General features: G+C 68.9%; 22 protein-coding genes. 12 read left to right on the top strand and 10 right to left on the bottom strand.

Annotated features, from left to right (window positions below):
- Position 1 precedes the first annotated feature (1 nt).
- Positions 2-334 (top strand): hypothetical protein, encoded by a 333-nt coding sequence (locus tag HUW62_RS10425; protein ID WP_176434335.1) that lies wholly within the window; start codon positions 2-4, stop codon positions 332-334.
- Positions 335-417: 83 nt separating this feature from the next.
- Positions 418-1,158 carry a peptidoglycan-binding protein gene (locus HUW62_RS10420; protein ID WP_163869345.1) on the top strand — a complete coding sequence of 247 codons (741 nt, stop codon included), beginning with the start codon at positions 418-420 and terminating at the stop codon, positions 1,156-1,158.
- 12 nt (positions 1,159-1,170) lie between these two features.
- On the opposite strand, the gene HUW62_RS10415 is transcribed toward HUW62_RS10420, so the two are convergent.
- Positions 1,171-2,445 (bottom strand): endonuclease/exonuclease/phosphatase family protein, encoded by a 1,275-nt coding sequence (locus HUW62_RS10415; RefSeq protein WP_163869344.1) that lies wholly within the window; start codon positions 2,443-2,445, stop codon positions 1,171-1,173.
- A gap of 256 nt (positions 2,446-2,701) precedes the next feature.
- On the opposite strand from HUW62_RS10415, the gene HUW62_RS10410 reads away from it, so the two are divergent.
- From HUW62_RS10410 to HUW62_RS10400, 3 genes are all read left to right on the top strand, one after another.
- Positions 2,702-3,511 (top strand): hypothetical protein, encoded by an 810-nt coding sequence (locus HUW62_RS10410; protein ID WP_163869343.1) that lies wholly within the window; start codon positions 2,702-2,704, stop codon positions 3,509-3,511.
- A 277-nt stretch (positions 3,512-3,788) separates the two neighbouring features.
- Positions 3,789-4,610 (top strand): alpha/beta hydrolase, encoded by an 822-nt coding sequence (locus tag HUW62_RS10405; RefSeq protein WP_163869342.1) that lies wholly within the window; start codon positions 3,789-3,791, stop codon positions 4,608-4,610.
- A complete protein-coding gene (locus HUW62_RS10400; RefSeq protein WP_176434334.1) occupies positions 4,607-5,596 on the top strand; it encodes an alpha/beta fold hydrolase in 990 nt (329 codons plus the stop codon). The genes HUW62_RS10405 and HUW62_RS10400 overlap by 4 nt, the downstream gene beginning before the upstream one ends.
- Before the next feature lie 55 nt (positions 5,597-5,651).
- On the opposite strand, the gene HUW62_RS10395 is transcribed toward HUW62_RS10400, so the two are convergent.
- The 5 genes from HUW62_RS10395 to nth all read right to left on the bottom strand — a co-directional run bounded on the left by HUW62_RS10395 (position 5,652) and on the right by nth (position 13,131).
- Positions 5,652-6,089 (bottom strand): hypothetical protein, encoded by a 438-nt coding sequence (locus tag HUW62_RS10395; RefSeq protein ID WP_176434333.1) that lies wholly within the window; start codon positions 6,087-6,089, stop codon positions 5,652-5,654.
- 203 nt (positions 6,090-6,292) lie between these two features.
- Entirely contained in the window at positions 6,293-10,096 is a 3,804-nt protein-coding gene (gene xdhB, locus HUW62_RS10390) for a xanthine dehydrogenase molybdopterin binding subunit (RefSeq protein ID WP_217911247.1), read from the bottom strand.
- A 5-nt stretch (positions 10,097-10,101) separates the two neighbouring features.
- Positions 10,102-10,935 (bottom strand): xanthine dehydrogenase accessory protein XdhC, encoded by an 834-nt coding sequence (xdhC, locus tag HUW62_RS10385; RefSeq protein ID WP_163869338.1) that lies wholly within the window; start codon positions 10,933-10,935, stop codon positions 10,102-10,104.
- 150 nt (positions 10,936-11,085) lie between these two features.
- Positions 11,086-12,408, bottom strand: a complete 1,323-nt coding sequence (locus HUW62_RS10380) for a DUF418 domain-containing protein (protein ID WP_176434331.1) — start codon at positions 12,406-12,408, stop codon at positions 11,086-11,088.
- A gap of 90 nt (positions 12,409-12,498) precedes the next feature.
- Positions 12,499-13,131: an endonuclease III gene (gene nth / locus HUW62_RS10375; RefSeq protein ID WP_163869336.1), complete on the bottom strand. Its 633-nt coding sequence runs from the start codon at positions 13,129-13,131 to the stop codon at positions 12,499-12,501.
- A 428-nt stretch (positions 13,132-13,559) separates the two neighbouring features.
- Here nth and HUW62_RS10370 point away from each other — a divergent pair, with 428 nt between their 5' ends.
- Positions 13,560-13,868, top strand: coding sequence for a hypothetical protein (locus HUW62_RS10370; protein WP_163869335.1), 309 nt, complete (start codon positions 13,560-13,562; stop codon positions 13,866-13,868).
- Positions 13,869-13,956: 88 nt separating this feature from the next.
- Here HUW62_RS10370 and HUW62_RS10365 read toward each other — a convergent pair whose 3' ends face one another.
- Positions 13,957-15,123 (bottom strand): acyl-CoA dehydrogenase family protein, encoded by a 1,167-nt coding sequence (locus HUW62_RS10365; RefSeq protein ID WP_163869391.1) that lies wholly within the window; start codon positions 15,121-15,123, stop codon positions 13,957-13,959.
- A 503-nt stretch (positions 15,124-15,626) separates the two neighbouring features.
- On the opposite strand from HUW62_RS10365, the gene HUW62_RS10360 reads away from it, so the two are divergent.
- Complete coding sequence (locus HUW62_RS10360) at positions 15,627-17,072, top strand: ice-binding family protein (RefSeq protein ID WP_176434330.1); 1,446 nt, start codon at positions 15,627-15,629, stop codon at positions 17,070-17,072.
- Between the two features lie 95 nt (positions 17,073-17,167).
- On the opposite strand, the gene HUW62_RS10355 is transcribed toward HUW62_RS10360, so the two are convergent.
- Together HUW62_RS10355 and HUW62_RS10350 are read right to left on the bottom strand one after the other, a co-directional pair.
- Complete coding sequence (locus HUW62_RS10355) at positions 17,168-17,602, bottom strand: DUF6624 domain-containing protein (RefSeq protein ID WP_176434329.1); 435 nt, start codon at positions 17,600-17,602, stop codon at positions 17,168-17,170.
- Positions 17,603-17,764: 162 nt separating this feature from the next.
- Positions 17,765-18,310, bottom strand: coding sequence for a hypothetical protein (locus HUW62_RS10350; protein WP_163869332.1), 546 nt, complete (start codon positions 18,308-18,310; stop codon positions 17,765-17,767).
- A gap of 227 nt (positions 18,311-18,537) precedes the next feature.
- On the opposite strand from HUW62_RS10350, the gene HUW62_RS10345 reads away from it, so the two are divergent.
- Both HUW62_RS10345 and HUW62_RS10340 read left to right on the top strand, forming a co-directional pair.
- Entirely contained in the window at positions 18,538-18,909 is a 372-nt protein-coding gene (locus HUW62_RS10345) for a hypothetical protein (protein ID WP_163869331.1), read from the top strand.
- Between the two features lie 10 nt (positions 18,910-18,919).
- Positions 18,920-19,336 carry a hypothetical protein gene (locus HUW62_RS10340; protein ID WP_163869330.1) on the top strand — a complete coding sequence of 139 codons (417 nt, stop codon included), beginning with the start codon at positions 18,920-18,922 and terminating at the stop codon, positions 19,334-19,336.
- 43 nt (positions 19,337-19,379) lie between these two features.
- Here the strand turns inward: HUW62_RS10340 and HUW62_RS10335 are convergent, their stop codons facing one another.
- Positions 19,380-20,753 carry a DUF2314 domain-containing protein gene (locus tag HUW62_RS10335; RefSeq protein ID WP_176434328.1) on the bottom strand — a complete coding sequence of 458 codons (1,374 nt, stop codon included), beginning with the start codon at positions 20,751-20,753 and terminating at the stop codon, positions 19,380-19,382.
- A 282-nt stretch (positions 20,754-21,035) separates the two neighbouring features.
- Between HUW62_RS10335 and HUW62_RS49930 the strand changes: the two genes are divergently transcribed.
- The 3 genes from HUW62_RS49930 (at position 21,036) to HUW62_RS10320 (ending at position 25,592) form a co-directional block, all read left to right on the top strand.
- Entirely contained in the window at positions 21,036-23,822 is a 2,787-nt protein-coding gene (locus HUW62_RS49930) for an SEL1-like repeat protein (protein ID WP_176434327.1), read from the top strand.
- Entirely contained in the window at positions 23,816-24,220 is a 405-nt protein-coding gene (locus HUW62_RS10325; RefSeq protein ID WP_163869327.1) for a hypothetical protein, read from the top strand. Before HUW62_RS49930 ends, HUW62_RS10325 begins: the two co-directional genes overlap by 7 nt.
- A gap of 106 nt (positions 24,221-24,326) precedes the next feature.
- The gene (locus tag HUW62_RS10320; RefSeq protein WP_163869326.1) at positions 24,327-25,592 is read left to right on the top strand and encodes a cytochrome P450; all 1,266 of its coding nucleotides are present in this window, start codon (positions 24,327-24,329) and stop codon (positions 25,590-25,592) included.
- Positions 25,593-25,596 lie beyond the last annotated feature (4 nt).

Genomic DNA, 25,596 nt, shown 5'->3' with positions numbered 1-25,596 from the left:
GATGGCACGGACACGCTGGCAGTGGCTCACGCTTGTGGGCCTGGGGACGTCACTGGTGGCCTTCACGGGCTGCGATGACACGAAGGTGCGCGACAACTCCCGTGAGGTCGGCCGCGAGGTGGGGAACGCGGCGAGGGAGGTGCGCGACGGCACGCGCGAGGCGGCGAAGGACATGAAGACCGCCGCGGAGGAGGCCTCGCAAGGTTTCAAGGAAGGCATTGGCGGTTCGGGCGCGGCGAGCGACGCGGCCACGCCGGTGCCGAACCACGCGGAAGAGGACCGGGAACGTTCGGTGGATGACCGCGATGTGCCGGGTGAAGCACCTCCGCGCTGAGGTCGGGGCGGCCCTCCTGGCGCGGTGACTCGACGCGGTGCCAGGATGGTGCGCGCGGCCATGCAGCGGCTGGCGGGGGCCCCATGAGCGAGCTGGAGCTGGACAAGGTGTATCGCCGGGGTGAGGAGTCCTCCGGCGTGCGGCGCATCCAGGAGTGGCTGTCCCTGAATGGCTTCGCGGTCGCCGTCGACGGTGAATTCGGCGCCGCCACGGAGGCGGCCCTCAAGCGCTTCCAGGCGCGCGCGGGGCTGCCCGTCTCCGGTGTCGCCGATGCCGCGACTTTCGAACGTCTGGTGTCACCGCTGCGCGCCGCGCTCACCGGAGTTCCCGTGTCGGGCCGCTCCCTGGGCTCGCTGACGGTGGCGTACGCGGCGCAGCACCTGCGTCAGCTCCCCCGGGAAGTCGGTGGACGCAACCGCGGGCCGTGGGTGCGGCTGTACCTGGATGGCAATGAGGGCTCGTCCTGGTGCTGGTCCGCCGGCTTCGCGACGTACTGTCTCCATCAAGCGGCGAGGACGCTGGGCGTGCCCATGCCGCTGGAGCGGACCTTCTCCAGTGACCTGCTGGCGGCGCAGGGGCGCGCGCGGGCGAGCTTCCTCTCCACGATGAGCGCGCCGCCGGACCGCACGCGCATCCGCCCGGGCAGCCTCTTCCTGCGGCGGCGCACGCCCGGAGACTGGGCCCACGCGGGCATCGTCACCGAGGTGGATGAAGAGACGTTCCAGACCATCGAAGCCAACACCAACGACGACGGCGCGCACGAAGGCTACGAGGTCTGCGCGCGCACCCGGGGCTTCAAGAACGTGGACTTCGTCCTCTTGTAACGCCGCCGCGCCTCACGTGGGCTTGCCAGGCGTCGGCTTGCCGTCGCGAGTCTTCGCTGGCTTCAGCGTGTAGTGCGCCAGGACGGGCTGATGGTCCGAGGACTCGGTGCTCCGGTCCACCTCGAAGAGGACGGGCTCCAGCTCCGGGCTGGCATAGAGGTTGTCGAAGCGCTTGCCCGTGGCGGGCACGACGCCCGCCGCGTCCGGCAGCGAGGTGAGCGTGGCGCTGTCGGCGATGTCCTGGAGCCGCAGCCAGTGCTCACTCCCGCGCGGCACCTTCCCCGAGCGCAGCTCCGCGCACGCCTGCTTCGGCGTCATCATCGCCCCCTCTGCGAGGCGCACGCGCGCCACGGCGGCGTGGGCGATGGTCTCTGGCAGGCCCTGCTCCATCACGTGCAATTCGTGGCGCAGCCGAGGGTCCGCGATGTTGCCCACGCCCTTGTCGCCGACACTCGCGTGAGGCTCGCCGTAGCGCACGGCGTACTCCTCCACCGTGTCCGTGTCGTCGTACGTGATCAGGTGGGCCATCAGCCAGGAGCCCCCGCGCTTGATGGCGGTGTTGGCGTTGAAGTCACCCAGCGCCACGGCGTGGGGGACCTCCCGGTGGCGCAGCAGCGAGTTGAGCTGCCGCATGTTGTGCGCGTTGATGGCGGAGTCCCCCAGCGTGTGGTGCACGTTGTAGAGGACGACGGGCAGTCCGCCGACCTCCAGGCGGACGTACAGCGCGCCCCGGTCCTCCGGCAGCTCGCAGACGTCCCCACCCCGGCGCTGGATGGCGGCGGCGCGCTCCGCGTCGGAGAGGGAGTAGGTGAAGTGGGCCGCGTCCACCAGCGGATGTCGCGTGAGGAACGCCTTGCCGTTGATGAGGCGCGCGCCGTTGCCTCCGTCATGGCCGAAGTACGCCAGGTGGAAGCCATAGCGTGCCGACAGCAACACGGAGATGGGGACGTTGGCCTCCTGCAGCCCGATGACGTCCGGCATGCGGCCTTCTGCCTCCAGCCCGTCGAAGTACGCCAGCAGCGCCGCGCGACGCTCGCCTCCGAGCAGGATGTTGTAGCTCATCACCGACAGGCCGGGGCCCGTGGGAGGTCTGACTTCCGGGTTGCGAACGATGAGCGTGCGACCGTCCCCGAGCTGCCGGGCCGTCGTCGGCAGCTTGAAGGCGTCGAGGCTCGGCAGGGTGAGGGTGGGGTCCCTGCGAGGATGGGGCTCCTCGGGGCTGGTCGCCATGCGGCCGAGCAGCGGGCCCACGCCCGGCAGGTGCTCGAGGACCTCGGGCACCTTCATACGGGCTCCTGGGACAGACCCCTCCCGAGAGGGGCGTGAAGCAGCGAGTCGTGCTGGCGAGCGACGTTGTCCACCAATCCTCCTGGGTGTCCTCAAGTTCGATGCGGATCCTCCGACTCGCCAGGGGGCAGGCCCCTTGGAAAGCGTGATTCGGCCATTCTCGCCGGGACGGAAAGCGGGCAGGCGGCGGGGCCATGGCCTCCTCCCCAGCAGGTCGAGAGGCGGAGCGGGGGGACCTCGTGGTTGAATACCGGACATGACGCGGCTGTGGTTGCTGGTGATGAGTGCGGTGGGAGTGACGGCGTGCGCGACCACGCCCCGAGCGGACTCGGCGACTCCTTCTTGTGAGCAGGGTGCGGTGCTGCCCTGTCCGGAGTGGGGCGCCAAGCTGCTGCGCGAGGGCGACCGTCCCCGCGCCATCGAGGCCTTCGCGAAGTCGTGCGCGGAAGGCGACCTGTCGAGCTGCATGACGGAGGGCCAGTTGCGCAAGGAGTCCGGCGACCTCGTGGGCGCCGAGCGGACCCTCACCAAGGTCTACGACACGGGAGACGAGAAGGCCGCCCTGGCACTGGCGGACGTGCACGAGGCCAAGGGGAAGCCCGTGGACCTGCGGGCCGCGGCCCGGTTGCGTCGCGAGGCCCCCGCGATGAACAAGCCCGCCACGGAGGTGGTCTTCGCCATGCGGACGGGCAGCGAGATGGGCACGGGCCTGGAGCTGTCCTTCAACCTCCAGCCGATGGCCTTCATGGAACGCCGGCTGGGCTTCGGCGCGAACATGGTAGTGGGCGGGGAAGACGGGCTGGTGGAGGCCAACGGCTTCGCCGCCTATCAGCACTACCTCACGCCCTTCGTGGTCCCCTATGCGCGGGCCATGGTGGGAGGCATGGGCTCGGGGCAGGAGACCTTGCTGAACGTGGGCGGTGAGGCGGGGGTGAAGCTGTGCCTGGAGGACGTGGGCCACCTGAACGTGGCCGCCGGCGTCTCGCGCGGCAGCGGGGGGTATCTCTCGGTGGGCCTGGGGCTCAATGGCCTCATCGTCCTCGCCATCCTGTTGCAGGTTCGCTAGCGCCGACACCCGTCCGCCAATCCCTCTCCGGAGGCAGTGTCTCCTTCGCCGGGGTGGCGCTTCCGCCGGGAGCACGTGCCAGCTTCACGGTGATTCCGCCGGTGTGCTCCGCGCGTCTGGGTCCTTGGGGACCGACCTTGCGTGCGTGCTGTCTGGCGTCAGGGCTTGTCACGGGTGACTGCGTGGTGGGTTGCAGATGTGACAACGACTGTTTGACTCGCTTGGCGACGCGTTCCTAGCATCGCGTGACATCAAGGCGGGGGGACTCACCACTCACATGCCGGCATTGACTGAGTCACCCGGGTATCTCTCCCAGGGCGAGGACTCGCTCTATTTCGTTCACCACCGGGCGCGGACGGAGCGTCGGGCGGCGGTGCTGCTCGCGGGGCCGTTGGGGCTGGAGCGTGCGCACGGCTACGTCGTGTGGGTGAGGTGGGCGCGCTTCCTCGCGGCCCGGGGCGTGGAGGTGCTGCGGCTGGACTACCGGGGCTCCGGCGAGAGCACGGGGCGCTTCGACGAGATGACGTTTCCTCGCTGGGAAGAAGACCTGCGCACGGGCCTGGAGCACCTGCGGCGACTGAGTCCCGGTGTGCCATTGATGGTGCATGGGCTTCGACTCGGCGCGTTGCTCGCGGCGCGGGTGTTCCGGACGGAGCGGGTGGATGGACTCCTGATGTGGGAGCCGCCGGAGTCAGGGCGGGCGCATCTGATGGAGGTGCTGCGCCGGAAGGTGGCGGCGGACAACCTGGAGGGGACGGGAGGGGAGGCGCGCTCGCGCGAGGACTACGTGACGCAGTTGGAGGCGGGGCGGCACGTGGAGGTGGAGGGGTTGCCCTGGTCTCGCGGCCTGTGGCGCAGCTCGGAGGGGTATGGGCTGGCTGTGCCGGAGAAGGACGAGGCGCGGCCGTGGCGGGTGGTGCATTTGGATGGACGTCCCGCGGAGCGCTTCCTGGCGCCGGGGAAGAGTCGGTCGGTGCGGGCACCTCGGCCGTTCTTCTGGTCGACGAGCAACCGGCTTTTGCCGGAGCTGGTGGACCTCTATGAGGATGGGCTGGGGTTCATCGCCGGGTCGGGGGCGGGCCAGGAGGCGCGGTCATGAGGGAGCTGATCCAGCTCGAGGTGATGGGCCATCGGCTGTGGGGGACGTTCCATCCTCCGTCATCGTCCGCGCCCCGGCGTTCCGTGGGAGTGCTCTTCCTGAACCCGGGACATGTGCCGCGCTCGGGGCATGGGGGGCTGTCGGTGCTCGCCGCGGACCAGCTCTCGGCGCAGGGCTTCCCGTGCTTCCGTGTGGACCTGCCGGGGTTGGGGGATTCGGATGGGCCGCTGCCGGAGATGACGTCGGAGCTGTATCAGCTCGTGTGCAAGGGCGGCTTCGTGGACGTGGCGAGCGCCGTGCGGGAGGAGCTCCAGCGAAGGCATGGGCTGGAGGGGATGTTGATGGGCGGGCTGTGTGGGGCGGCGACGACGGCGCTGTACCTGGCGGACCGTGAGCCTCAGGGAGTGCACGGTCTGTTCATGTTCGAGCCGGAGTTCTATCTGTCGGAGCAGGAAGCGGCGGCGGTGGGAGGGGAGGGGACGGCGGTGGAGGCGGAGCACCCGCGACTGTCATTGAAGCGGGTGACGTCGAAGCTGTTTTCGTACTGGGGATGGATGCGAATGCTGACGCGGGAGAACGAGTACGCGCGGCTGTTCAAGTACGTGCCATTTCCCCGGCAGCGGTTGTTGGACTTGTTGATGGACTGGGATTCGTTGCCGGCGGTGGCGAACGTTCCGCTGGTGCGGGCGTGGCAGCGGGTGGTGGAGCGTGGGCTGCCGGTGCTGGTGCTGACGGCGGAGGGGAAGTTGAGGGATGTGTTCTTCGACCGCATCCACCGTTCGGCGCTGGCGGACCTGCCGCACCCGAACCTGTCGAGGATTCGCCTCAAGGGCACCAATCACATCTTCACGACCGGCGGAGCGATTGAGGCGTCGGTGGACCACCTTTCACAGTGGGCCTCGGAGCGCTTTCCGAGCTCCAACACAACGCATCTGCCCATTCCGCCCGACGCTATGCGTCCGGGTTCCGAGCGGGTGGTGAGCTGAGAAGAGTAGCCGTCCGACCGCGCGGCGTCTGGGGCCCGGCTTGATACAATGACTCTCAGACCCGCAGGAAGAGCTTCATTCCGTAACCATCGCACTCCGTGTCCTCGTCGGACAGGCCCAGCATGGGCGCGAGAATGGCGAACTCCTTCTCGCCCATGAGCCGGCGGATGGCATCGGGGTCTCCCTCCTGAAGCTCGACGAAATTCGAGAAGCGCCCAGAGACCTCGTAGTGCTCGTCATCACACTCCCATTCATGGTCGCCGATGAGACCGAGCTTCGCGGTGGCCCGTCCGTAGACCTGCGAATTGCCCGCGGCGTAGAAGCCGAAGAGGGCGCCTCGGAGCGCAACGTCCATATGCACCCGCAGGTCGCCTTCCAGATAGAGATGGCGGGCATCGATTCGACCCGTGACGACGAGCTTGCCGCTCTCGTCCGTCCCGACGGCATCGCTGACCCTCAGATTTCCCAGAATCAGCAACGCCCCCCGCTTCACCTCAAGCTCCCCTTCGAGCGCCAGGTCTCCCTCGTGGACCCAGGTGTCACCGTTGAGGAACGTCGCGTGCTCCTAGAGCACGAGTTCCGCGATGTCTCTGGCCCTCCGAAGCCGAGGCTTCAACGACTCCAGTGTATGTGTCGTCACATTGCTCGTGCTCTCGTGTGGTGAAAGCCGCCTCGTGGGAACGAGGCGCCCAGAGGCTACGCCGCGACCAGCCCGGTTTCCGCCTTGCTCCGAGCCTCACGCTTCTGGATGGCCAGGAACAACGCCTCGTGCGTGGCAGGGGAGGCCAGCTCCACCTCTCCGCCCGGAGCCCCGAACGCGCCCACCGCGTCCCGCAGCGCCTCGCGCACCGACAGCGCCAACATCAGCGGCGGCTCTCCCACGGCCTTGCTGCCGTGAATCGTGTTGTGCTGCCGCGCCCGCTCCATCAGTCGCACGCGGAAGTCCACTGGCGCATCGCTGAACGCAGGCACCGGATACGTGCTGGCCGAGTGCGTGAGCAGCCGTCCCTTCGCGTCCCAGCGCAGGTCCTCGCCCGTCAGCCAGCCCGTGCCCTGGACGAAGCCGCCTTCAATCTGGCCCCGGTCCACGCCCGGATTGAGCGAGTCGCCCACGTCCTCCAGCAGGTCCACGCGCAGTACCCGCTTCATGCCCGTGTGGCCGTCCACCTCCACCTCCGTCACCGCCGCGCCATACGCGAAGTAGAGGAACGGCTTCCCCCGGCCCTTCGCCTTGTCGTAGCCGATGCCCGGCGTCTGGTAGTAGCCCGTCACCGAGAGCCCTACGCGCGCCATATATGCCGCGTCCACCACCTCCGCGAAGGACACGGACGCATCCTTCACCCCGACGCGCCCGTCGTGGAACTCCAACGCCTCCGGCGCCACGGTGCGCCCATGTCGCTCCGCCAGCAGCTTCACGGCCACCGGCGCCAGCCGCCCCCGCAAGGTGACGCACGCCTCGCGCACCGCCGCGCCATTCAGGTCCGAGCCCGAGGAAGCCGCCGTGGCAGATGTGTTGGGCACCTTGTCCGTCACCGTCTTCGCCACCCGGATGGCTTCCGCCGGCAATCCCAGCTCGCGCATGGCCACGCCCTGAATCTTCGTGTGCAGGCCCTGGCCCATCTCCGTGCCGCCGTGCGACAGCATCACCGAGCCGTCCCGATACACATGCAGCAGCGCGCCCGCCTGATTCAGGAATGTCGCCGTGAAGGAGATGCCGAACTTCATGGGCGTCATCGCCAGCCCGCGCTTGATGCGCGGTGAGCCCGCGTTGAACTCCTCCACCTCCCGACGCCGACGCGCGAAGTCCGACGAGTCCTTCAGCTCACGCCACAGGTGCGGAAGCCGCTCGTCCTCAATCTCCTGCCCGTAGTGCGTCGTGTTCGTCTCACCGGTGCCCCGGTAGAAGTTCCGCTCGCGCACCTCCTCCGGCGGCAAACCCAACGTGCGCGCCACGCGGTCGAGGACCTCTTCGCCCACGAGCATGCCCTGCGGTCCACCGAAGCCGCGGAAGGCCGTGTTGGACACCAGATGCGTCTTCGCCACGCGGCCCGTGTAGCTCATGGCCGGGACGTAATAGGCGTTGTCCAGGTGGAAGAGGGCGCGGTCCGTAATCGACTCGGACAAGTCCAGCGACCAGCCCGCGTTCGACACGAGCTGCGCGCGCAGGGCGAGCAGCTTGCCCTGCTCGTTGAAGCCCACGTCGAACGTCGCATGGAACGGATGACGCTTGCCCGTCACCATCATGTCCACGTCCCGGTCCATCATCCACCGCACCGGTCTGCCCGTGAGCCACGCGGCCAGCGCGACAATGGCCGCCGGCGAGTTGCCCTGCGTCTCCTTGCCACCGAAGCCGCCGCCCATGCGCGGGGACTGCACCACCACTCGGCTGCGCGGCAGGTGCAGCACGTGGGAAATCACCGCCTGCACCTCGGAAGGGTGCTGCGTGGAGGAGACCACCGTGACGTCGCCGTCATCGCCCTTCTCGGCGTAGGCCGCCTGGGTCTCCAGGTAGAAGTGCTCCTGTCCGCCCATCGTCACCGTGCCCGACAGCCGGCGCGGGCTCGCCGCGAGCGCCGCGTCCACGTCGCCGCGCCGGATGACGTGCGGCTCGGTGTGGTAGCTGCCCTGCGCGATGGCGTCTTCCACGGTGAGGACGGCCGGCAGCGGCTCGTACTCCACCACCACCTGCTTCGCGGCCTCGCGGCACGCGTCGATGCTCTCGCCCACCACCACGGCGACAATCTGCCCGTGGAACAGCACCTCGTCCTTCGCCAGGAGCGGCTCGTCGTGGCGGATGGGTCCCGTGTCGTTCATCCCCGGGATGTCCTCCGCGAGCAGCACCGTCACCACGCCCGGAAGGGCCCGTGCGGCCGTCGCGTCCCTGCGCAGGATTCGCGCGTGCGCATGCGGCGAGCACACCGGCCACACCTCCAGCATGGGCCGCGACTGAGCCACATCATCCACGTACTTCGCGGCCCCCGTCACATGGCCCAGCGCGCTCTCGTGCCGCAGCACACGGCTGGCGTCCGCGGGCGCCTCGGCGTGCCCGGAGATGAAGCCCGGTGCCGCGTCCAGCGAGGGACTCTGCTCCCCCGAGTAGAACTTCTCGAACAGGCTCACGATGAGCCCGCGTCGATACTCCGCGCTCCCGCGCAAGTCGCTGATGGGGGACAGCTCGCCCGCGAGCACCGGCAGCGCCTTGTCCACCGTCTCCCGCGTCCACGGCTGTCCTACGAGCATCTCCTCGGTGCGCCGCGCACGAATCGGAGTGGCCGCCACACCGCCGTAGCCGAGCCGCGCCGCGCGCACCACACCGCCCGCATCCAGCTCCACGCGGAAACCCGCGGCGACGATGCTGATGTCCAGCTCCCGCCGCTTGGACACCTTGAACGAGTCGGATACCCGCTTGAGCCCGCTGTCCGCCGAAGGCCCATGTGGAATCACGATGAAGCGCACCACCTCGTCCACCTGGAGCGCCGTCTTCCGGTACGCGAGGAAGAAGTCCGACAGCGCCACCGTCCGCTCGCCCTTCACCGACGACAGCACCATCCGCGCATCCAGCGCGAGCAGCACCGGCGCCAGATCGCCAATCGGCGACGCCGTCACCAGGTTGCCGGACAGGGTGGCCCGCTGGCGAATCTGGCGCGAGGCGAAGACGTTGAGCATCTTCCCCACCTCGGGAACGTCCTTGCCGAGCGCGTCCTCCAGCTCCACGAGCGATGCCGCGCCTCCCACGTACCAACCGTCTGCTTCACGGCGGATGGCGCGCAGCGACTCCACGCCCTCGGTGGAGATGAGGAACGGATAGCGCCGGGCCTTCTTGGTGATGTCCACGCCCAGCTCCGTGGCGCCCGCCACGAGCAGCGCCTCCGGGTGCGCGGCCTTCAGCGCGAGCAGCTCCTCCCACGACGTGGGCCGCAGGAACTTCTGGCCGCCGGCCTCATAGCTCAACGCCGACACCGGAGAAGCAGGGCCCCCGAGCGGCGTGCCCGGCAACGGCTGCAAGCCCACCGCCGCGTCACGCGCCGCGAGCGCCTCCATCATCGCGTCGCGGATGGGCCGGTAGCCGGTGCAGCGGCAGATGTTTCCACAGAGCTGGTCCGCCACGGCCTCGGGAGTACAGACCTCCGGCCGCGAGTACGCCTCCGCCATGGAGACGATGAAGCCCGGCGTGCAGAAGCCACACTGCGAACCGTAGTGCTTCACCATCGCCTGCTGCACGGGGTGCGGCTTCTCTTTCGAGCCCACGCCCTCCACCGTCACCACCTCGCGCCCGGCCACCATGGGCACCAGGGTGATGCAGCTGTTGAACGCGCGCAGGCAGCGGTTGCCCTGGGCGTCGCGGTCCACCATCGCCACGGTGCACGCGCCACAGTCTCCCTCGGCGCAGCCCTGCTTCGTCCCCGTGGCGCCCCTGGCGCGCAGGAAGTCGAGCAGCGTGGTGTTGGGCGACACGTCCGCGACGCGGACCAGGCTCCCGTTGAGCCGGAACTCGAACATGGTGCTCATTCTCCAGACGAAACCCCGCGCAGGCGGGGCGGCTCCGAGGCGGATGGCTCGGGGCGGGTTTCAACGAAAGGGTGGTGGTGGAGCTGGAGCAGTCCCGCGGCGATGCTCACCGCGACCTCCTGGGGCGACTTGCCCCCCAGCTCCAGCCCCATGGGGCACTGCACCCGGCTCAAGAGCGACGTGGGCACGCCTCGCGCTTCCAGTCGCTGCCGGAAGCGCGCCCACTTCGTCTTGCTGCCGATGAGGCCGATGTACCGCGCCGGCTTCTCCAGCGCGGCGGCGATGATGTCCTGGTCCAGGTCATGCCGGTGCGTCATCACCGCGACATACGTCCGGCGCGCGTCCCACACGGCCCCCGCCACGAAGTCCTCCCAGGACTCCTCATGGCGAGCCACCGCCGAGGGCACGCGCTCGCCATGGAGCCACTCGGGGCGCTCGTCCACCAGGTGCACGCGGAAGGGCGTCCCCTCCAGGATGCGGCACACCGCCTGGCCCACGTGCCCGGCTCCGAAGAGGTACAGGCGAGGCCCGTGGTTGACGGGCTCCACGAAGACGTCCACCACGCCCCCACAGCACTGGCCGAGCTTCGCGCCCAGCGGATATCGATAGGTGCGGGACTCGCCGCGCTCCAGACAGGCCCGCGCGTCGGCGAGCACGAGCTGCTCCAGGTGTCCGCCGCCCACCGTGCCGTGAAACGCGCCGTCCCCACGCACCAGCAGCTTCGCGCCGGGCTCGGCGGGGGTGCTTCCCTGACACGCTGTAACGGTGGCCACGGCGAAGGGCGCATCCTCGCGCGCCCACTCGCCCAGCTGGCGGACCCAATCCCACATGGTCCCTGTGAGTCTGCCACACCCGGAGTCCGCCGGGGGATGCTCCCGTCCTGGAGTCCGAGGGCTGGACGGCGGCTCGGTGTCCGAGCCACCCCCTCCAGGGGCTCGGAGGGGGTCATCCCCAGAGGGAGGACGCCCCCTGTCAAGGGCTCAGCTCGTCGCCACCGCCCCGCCAGCCGCCTCGGTGCTCCGGCGCATGGGCTGGGCCTTGCCGTACGTCAGCGAGCGCCACACCCACTCCATGGGCCCGAAGCGGAAGCGCGCGAGCCACAGGTGGCTCACCACGATCTGCACGGAGAAGACCCCCAGGCAATAGAGGATGGACAGGCTGGGCGTCAGCTTGGCGACGAGCCCCAGGCCGTAGCCGTAGAACACGAGGATGCTGATGACGGACTGGCTCAGGTAGTTCGTCAGCGCCATGCGACCCACCGGCGCGAGCACGGACAGCAGCCGCTGCCACGTCGCGCGCTGGAAGAGCAGGGTGATGCCCGACACGTAGGTGGCGGCCATGCCCAGCTCGCCCATGGCCCGCACCGGAGCCAGCGCCATGGGCACCCACACCGGCAGCGTCTCCGGGGTGATGACCTTGCGCAGCACGAGCTGCTGGAGCACCACGCCCACGCTGCTGCCGAGCAGCCCCAGCCCCAGCCCCCAGAAGAACAGTCGGCGGAAGAAGGCCAGGTGCTGGGGTGCGTCATGGAACAGGCGCTTGCGGCCCGCATAGAAGCCCAGGAGGAAGCGGCCCAGCAGCGCCAGCGCGTTGACGCTCATCATGAGCAGGAACTCGCGGCGCCAGAAGTACAGGCCGGCCTTCGCCACCGCCCACCAGTTCCCGTTCTGGAAGACCGACAGGGTGTCCGCCTTGAGGGCCGCGCCGCGCTCCATCTCCACCTTCGCCAGCTCGGCGGCGGCCTCCGGCGAGGCGGCCATCAGCTGCGGCAGCTTGAAGAGGACCGCGCTGACGATGGGCCACACGAAGAGCAGCACCGCCGCCACCTTGAGAATCGTCCGGTCCTCCCGACGCCGGAACCACAGCAGCGACAACCCAATCAGGGCGTAGTTGCTGAGGATGTCCCCGTACCAGATGAGCGTCAGGTGGGTGAGCCCCAGGAGGAGCATCACCGCCAGCCGACGGACGTACACGCGGGTAATCGGCGAGCCCCGCGCCTCGGCCCGCCCCAACTGCACCGCGAAGCCGAGCCCGAAGAGGAACGAGAAGATGGTGATGAACCGCCCGCTCACCAGCGTCGTGACGACGGGCAGCAGAATCTTGTCGAGCAGCGTCCCATTTGCGAACAGCGCCTCCAACTGCTCGCGGGGGACGAAGGCCCGTCCGCTGAACCACATGAAGGTATTGGAGATGAACACGCCGCAGAGCGCGAAGCCGCGCAGCGTGTCGAGCAACACCAGACGCTCGCCCGAGTCGACCGGACGTGCCTCCGGGGTGGTCACCGCGGATGGTGCAGGAGTCATGGGTTCGGAAAGAACGTCCGAACCCGCGTTTCATTGCCGGTATTCCACGGCAGCGGTGGATTGCGAGCCCTTCCCGAGGAGCAGGTGGGTCTACACGCCGATGCGTGGGCAGACATCCTTCACGATGCACTCATCGCACTTGGGCTTCTTGGCGGTGCAGGTGTAGCGGCCGTGCAGGACGGTGGCGGGGCCGAAGAAGGTCCACGCGTCCTGGGGCACCAGCTTCATCAGGTCCTCTTCAATCGCCTCCGGCTTGTCGTGCTTCGTCAACCCAAGGCGCTGGCTGACGCGGGCGACGTGGGTGTCGACGATGATGCCGGACGCCAGGTTGAAGGCGGTGTTGAGGACCACGTTGGCCGTCTTGCGCGCCACGCCGGGCAGCGTCACCAGCTCGTCCACGGTGCGGGGGACTTCGCCGCCGAAGTCCGCGAGCAGCGCGCGGCTCATGGCCTGGACGGACTTCGTCTTCTGCTTGAAGAACCCGGTGGGCTTGAGGTCTTCCTCCAGCTCCGCGGTGTCGGCGTCCGCGAAGGCCTGGGGGCCGGGGTACTTGGGGAACACGGTGGCGGTGACGCGGTTGACGCGCTCGTCGGTGCACTGCGCCGCGAGGATGGTGGCGACGAGCAGCTCGAACGGCGTGGACCAGTTGAGCTCGTAGCGCGCGTCGGGGTGCTTCTCACGCAGGCGCTCGAGGAGGAGGGCGGCTTTCTCAGCGGGTTTCATGGGGTGGGGAGGACATCCTACCCGGGATGTCTGACAGACACGGCCCCGGAAGTGGTGGCGCGGTGCACGCCGGAGAGCGCGCACTCCACTTGACTCCTCGAAATGTCGGTGCAGGGCCGCGCTCATCCCCAAGCGCTGGCGTGTCGCCGGCGAGCGCGGTGAGGGGGGACCTGGACTTCATGGGCGGCGGATTCCATGTCCCTGGGATGACGACGCGTGGTGGCAAGCAGCATCCAGGGTGCCCCGCGGTTCAATGTTCCGCCTGGCTTGGAGATGCGGTTGGCGCGGGGAGGCGAGGCGCCCAAGTGTTGTGTGCCATTCCATGCTGCGTGCGGGCGGTTGAGTGGAGAGGGATTCTCGGGCAGTGTGGGTTTGGATTCCGCCGCGAGGAAGTCCGAATCGATTGCATGTGAATGCAAGGAGGCGCCATGGCTGGAATGTCGATTGCTGTGATGTTTTCGATGGGTGTGTTGTTGGGCGCGGGAGAAGGTGTGGTCGAGCCAGCCTCGTCGGCTGAGCCGCGGGTTTCGGGCGACGACACGGACTTCCGCTGCACCGAGAGCTACTGGGTCTACTATTACAGTGACTCGACCTATGTGACGCTCGTGGGAGAAGGATACTGTCAGTGTAATCGTATCGCTGTGCTCGTCAGCGGGAGGACGAGCCAGTATACGCAGTACTCCGCGTATGAGACGTGTCTGGATTCGGCTCGGGACTATGTGACGCCGAGAGAGTGAGGGGCTCGAATTTGAGGTCGTGCTGCTCGTACTGCCGCCGGAGCACGACCTTCTCGATGCCCACCCGAGTGGTCCCCCGTTGGTCTCCTCAGCCGCGCGACTTGCGAGGCAGGGTGCCCATGGACTTGGAGATGATTCCGAGCATCACCTCGTCGGCGCCGCCGCCGATGGAGCCCAGGCGCAGGTCGCGATACGCGCGCGCCAGCGGGTTGTCCCAGGTGAAGCCCATGCCACCCCAGTACTGGAGGCAGCCGTCGACCAGCTCGCGAGCGAGCCGGCCCGACTTGAGCTTGCACATCGAGGCGAGCTTCACCACCTCCGGGTCGTCCTTGTTCTCGATGTACAGGTCCACCGTCCGGTAGATGAGCGCGCGCAGCGCCTCGACCTCCGTCTGCAACTCCGCGAGCCGGAAGTGCACCGACTGGTTGTCCAGAATCGACTGTCCGAAGGCCTTGCGCTGGCGCGCGTACTCGGCCGTCTGCGCGATGAGCCGGTCGAAGGTGACCAGGTTGCTCGCCGACACGAAGAGCCGCTCCTCCTGGAACTGCTGCATCTGCATCGCGAAGCCGCGCCCCTCCTCGCCGATACGGAAGCGCGCCGGCACGCGCACGCCGTCGAAGAAGAGCTGCGCGGTGTCGGACGCCCACATGCCCAGCTTGCGAATCTTCGAGCGGGTGATGCCCGGACGGTCCATGGGCACGATGATGAGCGACTTGTTCGCGTGCGCGGGTCCGTCCCCCGTGTTGGCGAGCAGGCAGACCCAGTCCGCCTGCATCCCGTTCGTAATCCACATCTTGCCGCCGTCGATGACGTAGTCGTCACCGTCCCGGCGCGCGGTGGTCGTCACGCTCGCCACGTCGGAGCCCGCCCCGGCCTCGCTCACCGCGATGGAGCACACGCGGTCCCCGGCGAGCGTGGGCGTGAGGAACTCCTGTCGCAGCGCGTCGCTCCCGAAGCGGGCGAGCGCGGGCGTGGCCATGTCGGTGACGACCCCAATCGCCATCGGCAGCGCGCCGCAGGTGCAGTGGCCGAGCTCCTCCGCGAAGGCGACGGAGAACGACGCATCCAGCCCCAGCCCGCCGAACTCCGGGGGCTTGGTGATTCCGAGCAGCCCCAACTCACCGAGCTTCTTGAACACCTCTCGCGCCGGGAAGAGCTCCGCGGCCTCCCAGGCGTCCACGTGCGGGTTCAGCTCCTGCTCGACGAACTTGCGGACCGTCTGACGGATGGCGCGGTGTTCCTGGGTCTGCGGCATGAACTTCCTCGGGGGCTGGGGAGCGTCCATCGCACCTCCCACGCCAGTGGGTCCCGAGTCTGTAGCTCCCATCCCCGGGAAAGCAAGCGCGACTGCTTGTTTAGGGGGCACGGCGCCATCCCCGCGCGAGCCGCGGAGAGGGACGTCCGCCTTGGAGGTGTGCTTGAGGCGGTCTGCATCCAGGTCTTTGCCGTGGGATTGGGGCACGTTTAAGTGAGACCGCCACGCGCTTTCCCGTCACGAGAGACCGCATTCTTGTACCCGTCGCACTGGCTTTCGGCGCCACGTCGCATAAAGGCTTCGTGGGGGGCGCCATCGGTCGCCGCTGCCCTCTTGTGTCGAGCACCCATCTGCCTTGACGTGAGCGTTTGCTGTCTTAGCTTGGGAGCAGAACCTTCCCTGGCGAGACTCGCTCGGGGCAAAGGCTTCATCCCCCACGAACCCGCCTGAACTGGAAGCGCATCACCGCGCTTCGTCCCGGTGGGTCCCCCCTCGGAGCCTTCTTGACTTCCTTTCTCTCCACTTCGCGCCACCCGTCCATTCAAAGCAGCCTCGCGACCCGGCTTGGCATCGTCCTGCTGACGCTCGCCATCACCGCCTGCGGCGGGACGGATGACCCCGCGCCGATGCCAGTGCCGAGTCTCACCGCGACCACTCCCGTGGACAGTGCGACCAGCGTTCCGCTCAACGCGACGCTCTCCGCCTCCTTCGACCTGGCCATGGAGGCCCTCACCGGGACGACCTTCACGCTGAAGCAGGGGACGACCGGCGTCACGGGAACCGTGGCGACCAGCGCCGATGGAAAGACGGCGACCTTCTCGCCCTCCAGCAGTCTGACCGCGAGCAGCGTCTACACCGCCACCATCACCACCGGAGCGAAGTCCGCGGAAGGCACCCGCCTCGTGGCGGCCCGCTCCTGGAGCTTCACGACGGGCGTGGCGGCGGACACCGCCCCACCGCAGGTCAGCTCGACGACCCCTGCCGCCGAGAGCGCCGGTGTGGCCATCAACCGGAAGGTCACGGTGAGCTTCAACGAGGCGATGGACCCGCTCACCTTCACCTCCGCCACCTTCACCGTCCGGCAGGGCGACACGCAGGTGCCCGGCACCGTGGTCTACGGCCCCGGTACCACCGCGACGTTCACCCCTGGGAGCGCGCTGGCCTCCAGCGCCATCCTCACGGCCTCGGTGAGTACGGACGTCAAGGACCTGAACGGCAATCGACTGGCGAGTGCCTTCACGTGGAGCTTCACGACGGGCGCCTCGGCCGCCATGGGCCCCATGCCAGTGTCGCTGGGGACGGCCGGCAACTACGCCATCCTGGCCAAGTCGGGCGTCTCGACGGTTCCTGCTTCCTCGGTGACGGGCGACATCGGGCTCGGCCCGGCCGCCGCGAGCTACCTCACCGGCTTCTCGCTGGTCGCGGACGCCACGAACATCTTCGCGTCCTCCCCGCAGCTTGTCGGCAGGGCCTACGCCGCCAACTACGCGGTGCCGACGCCCTCCAACCTGACCACGGCGGTGGGCAACATGGAGGGGGCCTACACCGATGCCGCCAGCCGGCCGACGCCCGACTTCCTCGAGCTGGGTACGGGCGACATCGGCGGGAGGACCCTGGCGCCGGGGCTCTACAAGTGGACGAGCACGGTGACCCTCCCGACGAACGTGACGATTTCCGGCGGCGCGAATGACGTGTGGATCTTCCAGACCACGGGAGACCTCACGGTGGGCGCGGCCCAGCGCATCACCCTGAGCGGCGGCGCGCAGGCGAAGAACATCTTCTGGCAGGTGGCCGGCCGGACGACGATGGGCGCCGGCTCGCACTTCGAGGGCGTCCTGCTCTGCAAGACCGACGTCACGCTGGAGACGGGCGCGACGATGAACGGCCGCATCCTGTCGCAGACGCAGGTGGCCCTTCAGAAGGCCACTGTCACAGAGCCTCCCCGCTAGCGCCGGGACGCTGAACTTCGGGGGCAGGTCCACGTCACGGACCACCAGGCCGACGGGCCTGGTGGCGGTCTTCGTTTCGGGGCTCTTCGCGCGAGCTACTTCGGGCGCGCGTTCATCGTCTCGACCTTCTTCCGCGCCTCTTCCAGCGGGGGTACGTTCCACTTCGCGCGCTCCTCGTCGGTGATGGAGGGGTCCACGGCGTGCAGCTCCCACTTGCCTTCCACGACGCGGAACTGCGTCCCGTACAGCTGGGGCTTGCCGAGATGCATCAGCTCGCGGTCCTTCGAGGCCGCCGCGAGCCAGCGCGCCTGCTTGAGCGTCGGGTCCAACTCCGCGGCCTTCACCGCGAGCGCGTGGGAGCGCTGGTAGTTGGCCACCTCCATGCCGTGTTGGGACACCATGGCCGCGTGGAAGTAGTCGAGCCCGACCTTCGCGCCGCCCGCATCCAGGATCTGCTGCACGCGCGCGCGGCGCGCCTCGTCCCGAGCGCTGACGGTCTTCCAGTCGAGCTTCGTGAGGTCCGGGCCCATCCGGTCGGCCTGGTCCGCCCGGTCGGCCTCGCCGAGCAGCCGCGCGCATTCGACAGCACTCGGCGCGCACTCATTCGTGTCGCCGGCCCTATCGCCATCAGTCCGCACGCGACGCGGGCACCCACTCCATGGCCACGGAGGGAGACTCCTCCTGGGGCTGAGCTAGTTCCAGGGATAGGACGGCTCGTAGGTGCTGCGGTCGCTCAGCTCGAAGGGAAGCTTTCCTGTCAGGACGAGCCCCACCTCACGGCCCCGCCGGACGCGGCCGGGGGCTCCGTCCGGGCCGAGTCCTCCGCCCTTGTCGCTCAGGGGGATGCCGATGCGCACGCCCAGGGACGCGTAGATGCCCGTGATGAAAGGGGTGATCTGCAGCCCCGTGGTGGGCAGGTGCTCCTGGGTTCCGGTGTGGTGGTAGACGCCCAGCTCCAGTCCGGCGAAGACAAGCGTGCCTTGGACGCCGCCGGCGAGGCGGGCGTGTCCCTGGGGCATCCACTGGGCCTGGGCGAAGGCCCCCACGCTGTGGACGTCGTTCAACCAGTTGAGGGTGGTCTCCAGCCCCAGTCCGAAGCGGGGTTGGTCCGTGAGGTCGTTGACGCTCACGAGTGGGCCGACGGTGAGCCAGGTTTCATCCTTGGGGAAGGAGACCTGGGCCCGCGACGCGAAGGGGAGGAGGACGAGGAGGAGGGCGGGGAGGAGACGTGGGGACATGGTGTGCTGGAGTTGCAACGCGCGGACCCCGAAAAAGGCTTGGCGGAGATGGGGCTGGGGCGTGTGCGGGGACGCGCCGAGGCGCTGGGCTGTGCAGTCGCGTTTACATCTGCATCAGGACTGTGCAAGGAGTTGCTCGCTCTCGAGACGGAGGCGTTCCTCGGCGGATGAGCGACGCTGGCCGGCGAGGGGACATGGGTATGACAGTCGAGCTACCGTGCGGCCCCATGAGCGAAGCGGTCGCGAGTGAATCGTCCCCCCAGGTCTCCCAGCGCGGAGGCGGTTTCATCACCGGTGCGGCCATCATGCAGGCCCTGGTGGTCCCCTACCTGCTGCTCGCGGGACTCATGGCCGCCGAGATGTCCGCGCTGCTGTCCACGGCGCTGCTGGCCCACGGAGTCGTGGTGGCCGTCGCGGCTGGGTTCCTGTTCCGCCGCAGACTCTGGGCCTGGCGCCTGTCGGTGGCCCTCGCGACCCTGGCCTTCATCGTGGGCGCGGGCGTGACGTTGATGCCGCCAGCCTGGGTAGGGGCAATCCATGCAGCGGGCGCAGCCGCGCTCCTGGGCCTCCTGCTCGCGGGCCGCCCCGCCGTCGCCTGAGTCACCGCGCATGACGGAGCATCCTCACGAACTCGACCTGACGAAGCTTCCCCAGCTCCGCTCGGAGGAGGTGAAGCTTCTCTGGGTCTCCGACTACTGGGATGGCCCCCTCGAGGGCATGGCTGAGTACCGCGGCGAGCGATGCTTCTATGTCGTCGCGGAGCCAGACCTCATCGGCGCGCGCGATGAGACGCGGCGGTGGGTGCTGTACCGACTGACTCCGGAGCAGCTCCGGGAGGAGGAGCGCTGGCAGGCCCTCTTCGTTCTACACGTCGGCGCTCATTGGGATTTCACGGGGACCCCGGCGCCTGAAGGAACGCATCCTCATCCAGAGCGGTTCTACGAGCCCTATCGAGCCGAGTACCACCCGCCTCTCCTGGGGCCAGGGCAGGCGCTGGGGTGGGTTGAGTCCTTCGCCTCCTCGTGACAGCCAGTCCTACGCCGGGCGGTGATGGATGTTTCCGCGTGGATCAGCGCGCCTTGCCCGCGCGCTCCAGGAGGAGGCGCTGTGTCTCGTTGCCCTCGGTGCCTCCTTCGCGCTCCAGGATGTAGTCGAAGAGCGAGTCCTCGCCCACCGTCACGGGCGAGCCCGCCTTCAGCTCCGGCACGGCCTCCGGCTCACTGTTCAACACGCCATGGAGCGCGCTGCCCTCCCACCGCGTGACGTGGACCCACATCCACTCGATGCCCCCGTCATGGGTGGTGAAGCGGGCCTTCACGAGCAGCTTCGACTCCAACTCCAGTCCCTCCTGGAAGCGCGGCTTGATGCGCGTGAGCAGGTCCTCCACGGCGCGACGGCTCGCGGCCAGCAGCTCCGGGTCCTCCTCGACATGGACAATCTCGGCTTGCGTGCCGAAGACCTCGGCGATGGCGGCATAGGGGCGCTCCGAGGGGTTGTCACCAGGCCGCGCCTTGAAGATGACCTCCAGCAGCGGGTTCTCACCTTCCACGTCGCTCGGGTCCACGGGGAGCAGGCCAATCAAGGTGCGCCGGGGCGCCTCGGGCGGCACCTGCTCCAGCAGGGCCTCGCGATAGGAGGCGAGCTTCAGCGCCTCCACGGAGATGGGGAAGACCCCATCCTTACGGATGGCGGTGCCTTCGAGCATGAGCTGGGCGACGAGGTTCAAGAACGTGCCCACGGTGTGCGCGAGCGGCGCTGGGACCTGCTGCACTCCCAGGTCCGGGAGACCGAAGGTGCCCAGGCCCACGGTCATGAGCCGGGCGGTGCCGTCCCATTCCGAGTAGACACGGGTGTTGAAGTGGCGTTGCGCTATCGGCTCGCCGCCGTTCCAGTCCGCGAGCCTGCGCTCGTGCCAGCCCTCCACGGAGAAGAACTCCCCGGCGTGCTCGTCCCACAGCAGCCCGCCGCTGGCGCGGGCCAGCTCCAGCGCCAGCGCGTGTGCCTGCCGCACCGCCTCGAACGCCGGGGGCTCGGTGGTGAACTCCAGGACGGTGACGCGCTCGGAGGCCGCGAGCTGCGCCTGTTCCTGGGGCGAGAGGCCGCGCGCGGCGATCTCCAGCATCCCCTGTTCGGGAAGCGGGTGGTCCTTCAGGGCCCGCTCCGAGGCGCGCACGGAGGGCAGGGGCGCGCCTTCCCCGGCGAGCCGCAGCGCGGTGAAGCGCTCGCGCACCAGCTCCTCCACCTTCGGGAGGACTGGGACGCCGGGCTTCGGCGTGTGGATGACGGCGAAGCGAAACGTGGCGCGCGGGGAGAAGAGCGGGCCTGGAGGCAGCGGCGGGGGAATCGGCCGAGGCGTTGCCGCCCGGGTGGCACAGCCCGAGAGCACGAGCGCACAGACCACCGCGCCCCAGAATCCCAACCGCCTGGCGGTCACACCGCGCATGCTCATCCTCACGCCCTGTTCGAAGAAGGTAGGTGACGGCAACCTACCACCCGGGGGCGACAGGCGGCGCCGTTCCAGTCCCCGCTTCGTCATGGCGGAGTCGGAACCGTGCGCGCCGACCGGGCGTCCAGGAATGGGGCAATCAGATGCCAGGGTTTGCATGAAAGGGGTTGACCTGGATTAGGCTCCAGTCCCGCCATGGCCCTGCACTCATTGCGTCTCTGGACATGCGCACTGCTCGCGCTGTGTGCATGTGTCGCGGTTCGTCCTGCCCAACCCACCGTGGCCACTTCCACCTTGCGTGAGCAGTGCCGCACGAACCTGCAAGCCTGCCTGGACCTGGAGGAGCGTCCCTTGTCCGAGGAGGAGGCGGGATGCGAGCGTGGCGATGCCACCGGCTGCTTCCTGCTCGGGCTGAACCTTGTCTCCACGGGCGAGGCCCGGGGATATCCACTGCTCGGCAGGGCCTGCCAGGAGAAGCACTTCACGGCCTGTGAGCAGTTGTTCAGGGGACAACTCTCAGGGAAGGGAGGCCACCCGGAATTCGCGGCGGCGCGCCTCATGCTGGAGCAGTCCTGCGCGGATGACGAGCCGATGGGCTGCTTTCTGCTCGGTGAAATCCATTCGCACCTCGGTGCGGGAGAACTCGACGACGCGCGGGCACTTACTTTCTACGAGAAAGCGTGTGCGCGTGGAGTGGTGCGGGGCTGCACGAGCCTGGGAAGCGCACTGATTGTCGACATGAAATTCTCGGGGGAGGTCTCACAGGCGGACCGTGCGAGGGCGGAGGCGCTGTTCAGTCGCGCGTGCGACGGAGGTGACGGGGAGGGTTGCTTTGGCCTGGGGCGGCTGGCCCTGGGGCCGCGGTGGAGGGGTCCGGCGCCGGCCGCATGCGAAGCCTTCAAGAAGGGGTGTGAGGCGGATAGCGAAATTGCCTGCGATGGCCATGGATCCGTGTGCGACTCCGACTTCAGTCGTGACCACACCTTCCTGCGTGATTCGGAGCAGGGCTGTAAGGAGGGAAGCAGCGAGGACTGCGAGGAGGCGGGCCTGGCCCATGAGGAGGGGACGGGCACGAGAAAGTCACTCCGTCGCGGGGCGAAGCACTACGCGCGCGGCTGCGAGCTCGGCTCTTTCCTGTCGTGCGAGCGGCTCGCGAGCCTCGAAGGCAGTGGCTTCGACGGTGCGTCCCCCCAGCCGGAGAAGGCGCGTCAGCGCCTGCTCGGGGCTTGCGAGCGCAAGCTGCCGCGCGCGTGCGTTTCCGTGGGAGGGGCCCTGCGCGAGGGGCGGCCCTGGCTCCCCAAGGACCTGAAGGCCTCCTCCGGTTACTATGCGCGCGCCTGCGAGGAGGGGGACGTGGAGGGGTGTGCGGCCCTCGCCCTGGCCTACCGGGAGGGGCGCGGCGTGGACCAGAGCCACGAGCGGGCCTTCGAGCACTTCCTCGTGGCGTGCGGACCGGGCCGCGTGGAGTCTTGTGTCAACGCGGGCGCTAGCGCGGAGGCCTTGAAGAGACGCGAGGACGCCGTGCGAGCCTACCAACGGGGCTGCTTCTGGGGCACGGCGGCTGGGTGCCAGGCCCTGACCCGACTGGGTGAGGCCACCACGCTCGTCGAGCGCTCGCAGCGGGTGGAGTTGCTCGGGGCTCGCGACCCAAGGGAGAAGAGGCCCGACCTGCTCCTCCTTCCGGACTCCCCGCTGCTGCTGGCCTCCGGCCGGGGGGGGCGACTTCAACTCATCGATATCGCACGGGGCGAGGCCGTGGGGGCGCCGGTGGACCTCTCCAGCGAGGAGGTTCGATGGAAGTCCCCATTCGGGCAGGAGAGTCTTGTCCGCAAGCCCGACAGCCTCACGCTGAGCTGGGATGCTCGCGCGCGGGAGCCCTTCGGCTTCTTCGAGGACTCCCCGCGAGGGATGCGGCTCTGGCGGCCGGGCCGCGCGCATCCGCTCTCTCCAAATCCAGAGGAGAAGGCCCAGCAGTGCCTGCCGCTTGCGTACCATCCCCCCGGGCACAGAGTGCTCATGAAGCTCGCCTCCATGGGCGACTGCGGCAAAGGCTCGTCCGAAGTGCAGCAGTTCGACGTGGAGACAGGCCAGCCCGTGGGCCAGCGCGTGCAGCTTGGGGGCTCAGTGGAGTTGCTCGCGTCTTCGGCCGACGGCTCCCGCTATGCCGCGGCGCTCGAGGGCGGAGCGGTGCGGCTCATCGACGCGGTGACGGGTGAGGTCACCGAGCTCCCCGGTGGGCACGCGAAGCACGTCGACTCGCTCTCCTTCCATCCCACGAGGTCGCTGGTGGCCGCGGCGTCTCGTGAAGAGGGCATCGTGCGACTGTGGGACCTCTCCGGAAGCACGTCGGAGCCGGTGACGATTCGCGAGCGCGCGACGCAGGTTCGCTTCAGTCCGGATGGGACGCTGCTGGCCGCGGCGGAGGGTGACAGGGAGCTCCTGCTGCTCGATGCGCGCACGGGCCAGCGGGCTTCGCCCCCCATTCCGCTCTCCAGCGGCGTGTCCCACCCGCTCATCGTGTTCAGCCCGGACGGCAGGCGCCTCGCGGTGGCGGACTCGGGGGAGGGTGTGCTCCTGTTGACGCTCCGGGGGGCCGCTCCGAGCGGGAGCGTCGCGTCCGTGCCGCCATGGTTCACGCGGATCCGCCGGCTCGAGCCGCATGCGATTCCGAAGCCGCCACCCATCCTGATGGGAGGCCGGATCGAAGGGTCGGTGAAGTTCGAGGGCAAGCCCGTCCCCGGCGCGGTGGTGGTGTTGACGCCCGGTTGGGAGTGGGGCGATGCCCAGGCGCTGGGCACGAGGCGCTACCCGGTGAGGCCGGATGGAACCTTCGTGCTGACGAACGTGCCGCGCATCGAGTGGCGTCTCTCGGTCGAGGCGCCGGGGATGATGGAGTGGTCACGGACCATCAGAGGGCGCGGGCAGGCGCGGCACACGGGCATCGACGCCCAACTCGGGCGCTCGGCCACGTTGCGAGGCCGGGTGCTCTCACCCGCGCGGCGGCCCGTGGCTGGCGTGAAGGTGGCCTGGCGGGTGAAGGGGTTGGGCGAGGTCTCCTCGTGGTGACGGACGCGCGCGGGCGGTTCGTGCTCGATCATCTGCGGCCTGGCTCCTACTTCCTGAAGATGAGTGTCTCCAATGGAGACCTCCTCAGCCAGCAGGTGACGCTCGACAAGCCAGCGCCTCGAGACGTGGAGCTGGTCCTCCGCCAGCGCAGCGACCCCGCGGTGCTTCGGCTCCGTGTCCTCACGGCGAGTGGCAAGCCCGTCGCCGGCGCGGAGCTCCTCTTGGCACGCGGCGTGAGCGGCGTCACGGACGCGCAGGGCCGCTGGCACACCGACGAGGTGTCTGCCGCCGAACCCGTTGCCCACTGGAAGGGACGCATGTACAGGCCCACCCCAGAGTCGGTGTCGATTCCCTATGCGGAAGAGGTGGTCATCACCATCCCGGACGCGGAGTTCTGAGCGACGGATGGCAAGCCGCTCCACCTCGCGTTGATGCCCAGCCACCAGCACGAGTCCACGAAGGCCTGGGTGCCTGTCGCGGCCATCTCAACGAGGGTCAGCACGCATGTTCAAGGACAGCGCCGCTTCAGGACTCGGGTCCGAGTACCACCCGCTCGACTCTCCCCAGCTCGAGAATCCCCACCCGTTCCTCGCGCGTGCGCGTCGGGAGGAGCCGGTGTTCTTCAGTCCGGCGCTGGGGGCGTGGGTGGTGACGCGCCATGCGGACATCAGCGCGGTGGTCGCCGATACCGCGCGCTTCTCGTCCGCCGAGTCAATCACGGTCGGTGCCGCGACGACGCCTCCGGAGGTGGTCGCCGCGCTGATGGACGGCTATCCGCTGGTCCCCAGCCTCGTCGACAATGACCCGCCAGCGCATTCGCGCTTCCGGAGCCTCGTCAGCAAGGCCTTCACCGGGCGGCGCCTCACGGAGAAGGAGCCCTTCATCCGCGCCCTCGTGGACGAGCTCATCGACTCCTTCCGGAACGAGGGGAAGGCGGACCTGTTCCTCCGGTTCGCCCACCCGCTGTCGGCCAGCATCATCGCGGAGATTCTCGGCATCCCTCGCTCGGACATCCACAGGTTCCGGCGCTGGTCCGACGAGCTGTCCACGGTCCTCGCGGCGCATGGCCCGCTTGAGCACCAGGTCGCATGCGCGCGAGGCGTGGTCGACTTCCAGCGCTACCTCGCCGCGGCGCTCGAGGAACGCAAGACTTCTCCCCGGGAAGATCTCCTGAGCGACATCGTCACCGGCTCTCAGGGGATGACGCCGCCCCTGAGCATGGCGGAGCTCGTGAGCATGCTGATGCAGGTGCACTTCGCGGGGCACGAGACGACCGCGGGCCTCATCGTGGGCGCGGTGGAGCTGCTGCTCGAGCATCCGGAAGCGCTGCGGGCCCTTCGGGACGACCCGGGCCTCATCGCGGGCGCCGTCGAAGAGGCGGTGCGGATGACCTCCCCCGTGCATGCCATGTTCCGGACCGCGCTGGAGGCGGTGGAGCTTGGGGGTGTTTCCATTCCCAAGGGAGCCCACATCCGGATTGTCTACGCGTCGGCCAACCGCGACGAGGCCCGGTTCCACGAGCCTGAGCGCTTCGACATCCGGCGGGCTGACGTCAAGAAGCACCTCGCCTTCGGGCAGGGCATCCATTTCTGCATTGGCGCGCCGCTCGCGCGGCTGGAGGCACGTCTGGCGCTGGAGGCCCTGCTCCGGAGTCTCCCGGGGCTCCGGCTCGTGCCAGGGCAGACGCCTGGCTTCTTGAGGAGCGTCACCGTCAGGAGGCACGAGAGCCTCCAGGTCGCGTGGGATGCCCACGCGACCCAGGCTCGCTGACGAC

This window comes from Myxococcus sp. AM011, assembly GCF_013372595.1.
Classification (GTDB): domain Bacteria; phylum Myxococcota; class Myxococcia; order Myxococcales; family Myxococcaceae; genus Myxococcus; species Myxococcus eversor.
This window is presented reverse-complemented; position numbering and strand designations above follow the sequence as displayed.

Bases quoted from the DNA above. Each gene is read 5' to 3' on its own strand.
- HUW62_RS10425 (WP_176434335.1), top strand. From the start codon at position 2: ATGGCACGGACACGCTGGCAGTGGCTCACGCTTGTGGGCCTGGGGACG.
- HUW62_RS10420 (WP_163869345.1), top strand. From the start codon at position 418: ATGAGCGAGCTGGAGCTGGACAAGGTGTATCGCCGGGGTGAGGAGTCC.
- HUW62_RS10415 (WP_163869344.1), bottom strand. From the start codon at position 2,445: ATGAAGGTGCCCGAGGTCCTCGAGCACCTGCCGGGCGTGGGCCCGCTG.
- HUW62_RS10410 (WP_163869343.1), top strand. From the start codon at position 2,702: ATGACGCGGCTGTGGTTGCTGGTGATGAGTGCGGTGGGAGTGACGGCG.
- HUW62_RS10405 (WP_163869342.1), top strand. From the start codon at position 3,789: ATGCCGGCATTGACTGAGTCACCCGGGTATCTCTCCCAGGGCGAGGAC.
- HUW62_RS10400 (WP_176434334.1), top strand. From the start codon at position 4,607: ATGAGGGAGCTGATCCAGCTCGAGGTGATGGGCCATCGGCTGTGGGGG.
- xdhB (WP_217911247.1), bottom strand. From the start codon at position 10,096: ATGTTCGAGTTCCGGCTCAACGGGAGCCTGGTCCGCGTCGCGGACGTG.
- xdhC (WP_163869338.1), bottom strand. From the start codon at position 10,935: ATGTGGGATTGGGTCCGCCAGCTGGGCGAGTGGGCGCGCGAGGATGCG.
- HUW62_RS10380 (WP_176434331.1), bottom strand. From the start codon at position 12,408: ATGACTCCTGCACCATCCGCGGTGACCACCCCGGAGGCACGTCCGGTC.
- nth (WP_163869336.1), bottom strand. From the start codon at position 13,131: ATGAAACCCGCTGAGAAAGCCGCCCTCCTCCTCGAGCGCCTGCGTGAG.
- HUW62_RS10370 (WP_163869335.1), top strand. From the start codon at position 13,560: ATGGCTGGAATGTCGATTGCTGTGATGTTTTCGATGGGTGTGTTGTTG.
- HUW62_RS10365 (WP_163869391.1), bottom strand. From the start codon at position 15,123: ATGCCGCAGACCCAGGAACACCGCGCCATCCGTCAGACGGTCCGCAAG.
- HUW62_RS10355 (WP_176434329.1), bottom strand. From the start codon at position 17,602: ATGGGCCCGGACCTCACGAAGCTCGACTGGAAGACCGTCAGCGCTCGG.
- HUW62_RS10350 (WP_163869332.1), bottom strand. From the start codon at position 18,310: ATGTCCCCACGTCTCCTCCCCGCCCTCCTCCTCGTCCTCCTCCCCTTC.
- HUW62_RS10345 (WP_163869331.1), top strand. From the start codon at position 18,538: ATGAGCGAAGCGGTCGCGAGTGAATCGTCCCCCCAGGTCTCCCAGCGC.
- HUW62_RS10340 (WP_163869330.1), top strand. From the start codon at position 18,920: ATGACGGAGCATCCTCACGAACTCGACCTGACGAAGCTTCCCCAGCTC.
- HUW62_RS10335 (WP_176434328.1), bottom strand. From the start codon at position 20,753: ATGCGCGGTGTGACCGCCAGGCGGTTGGGATTCTGGGGCGCGGTGGTC.
- HUW62_RS10320 (WP_163869326.1), top strand. From the start codon at position 24,327: ATGTTCAAGGACAGCGCCGCTTCAGGACTCGGGTCCGAGTACCACCCG.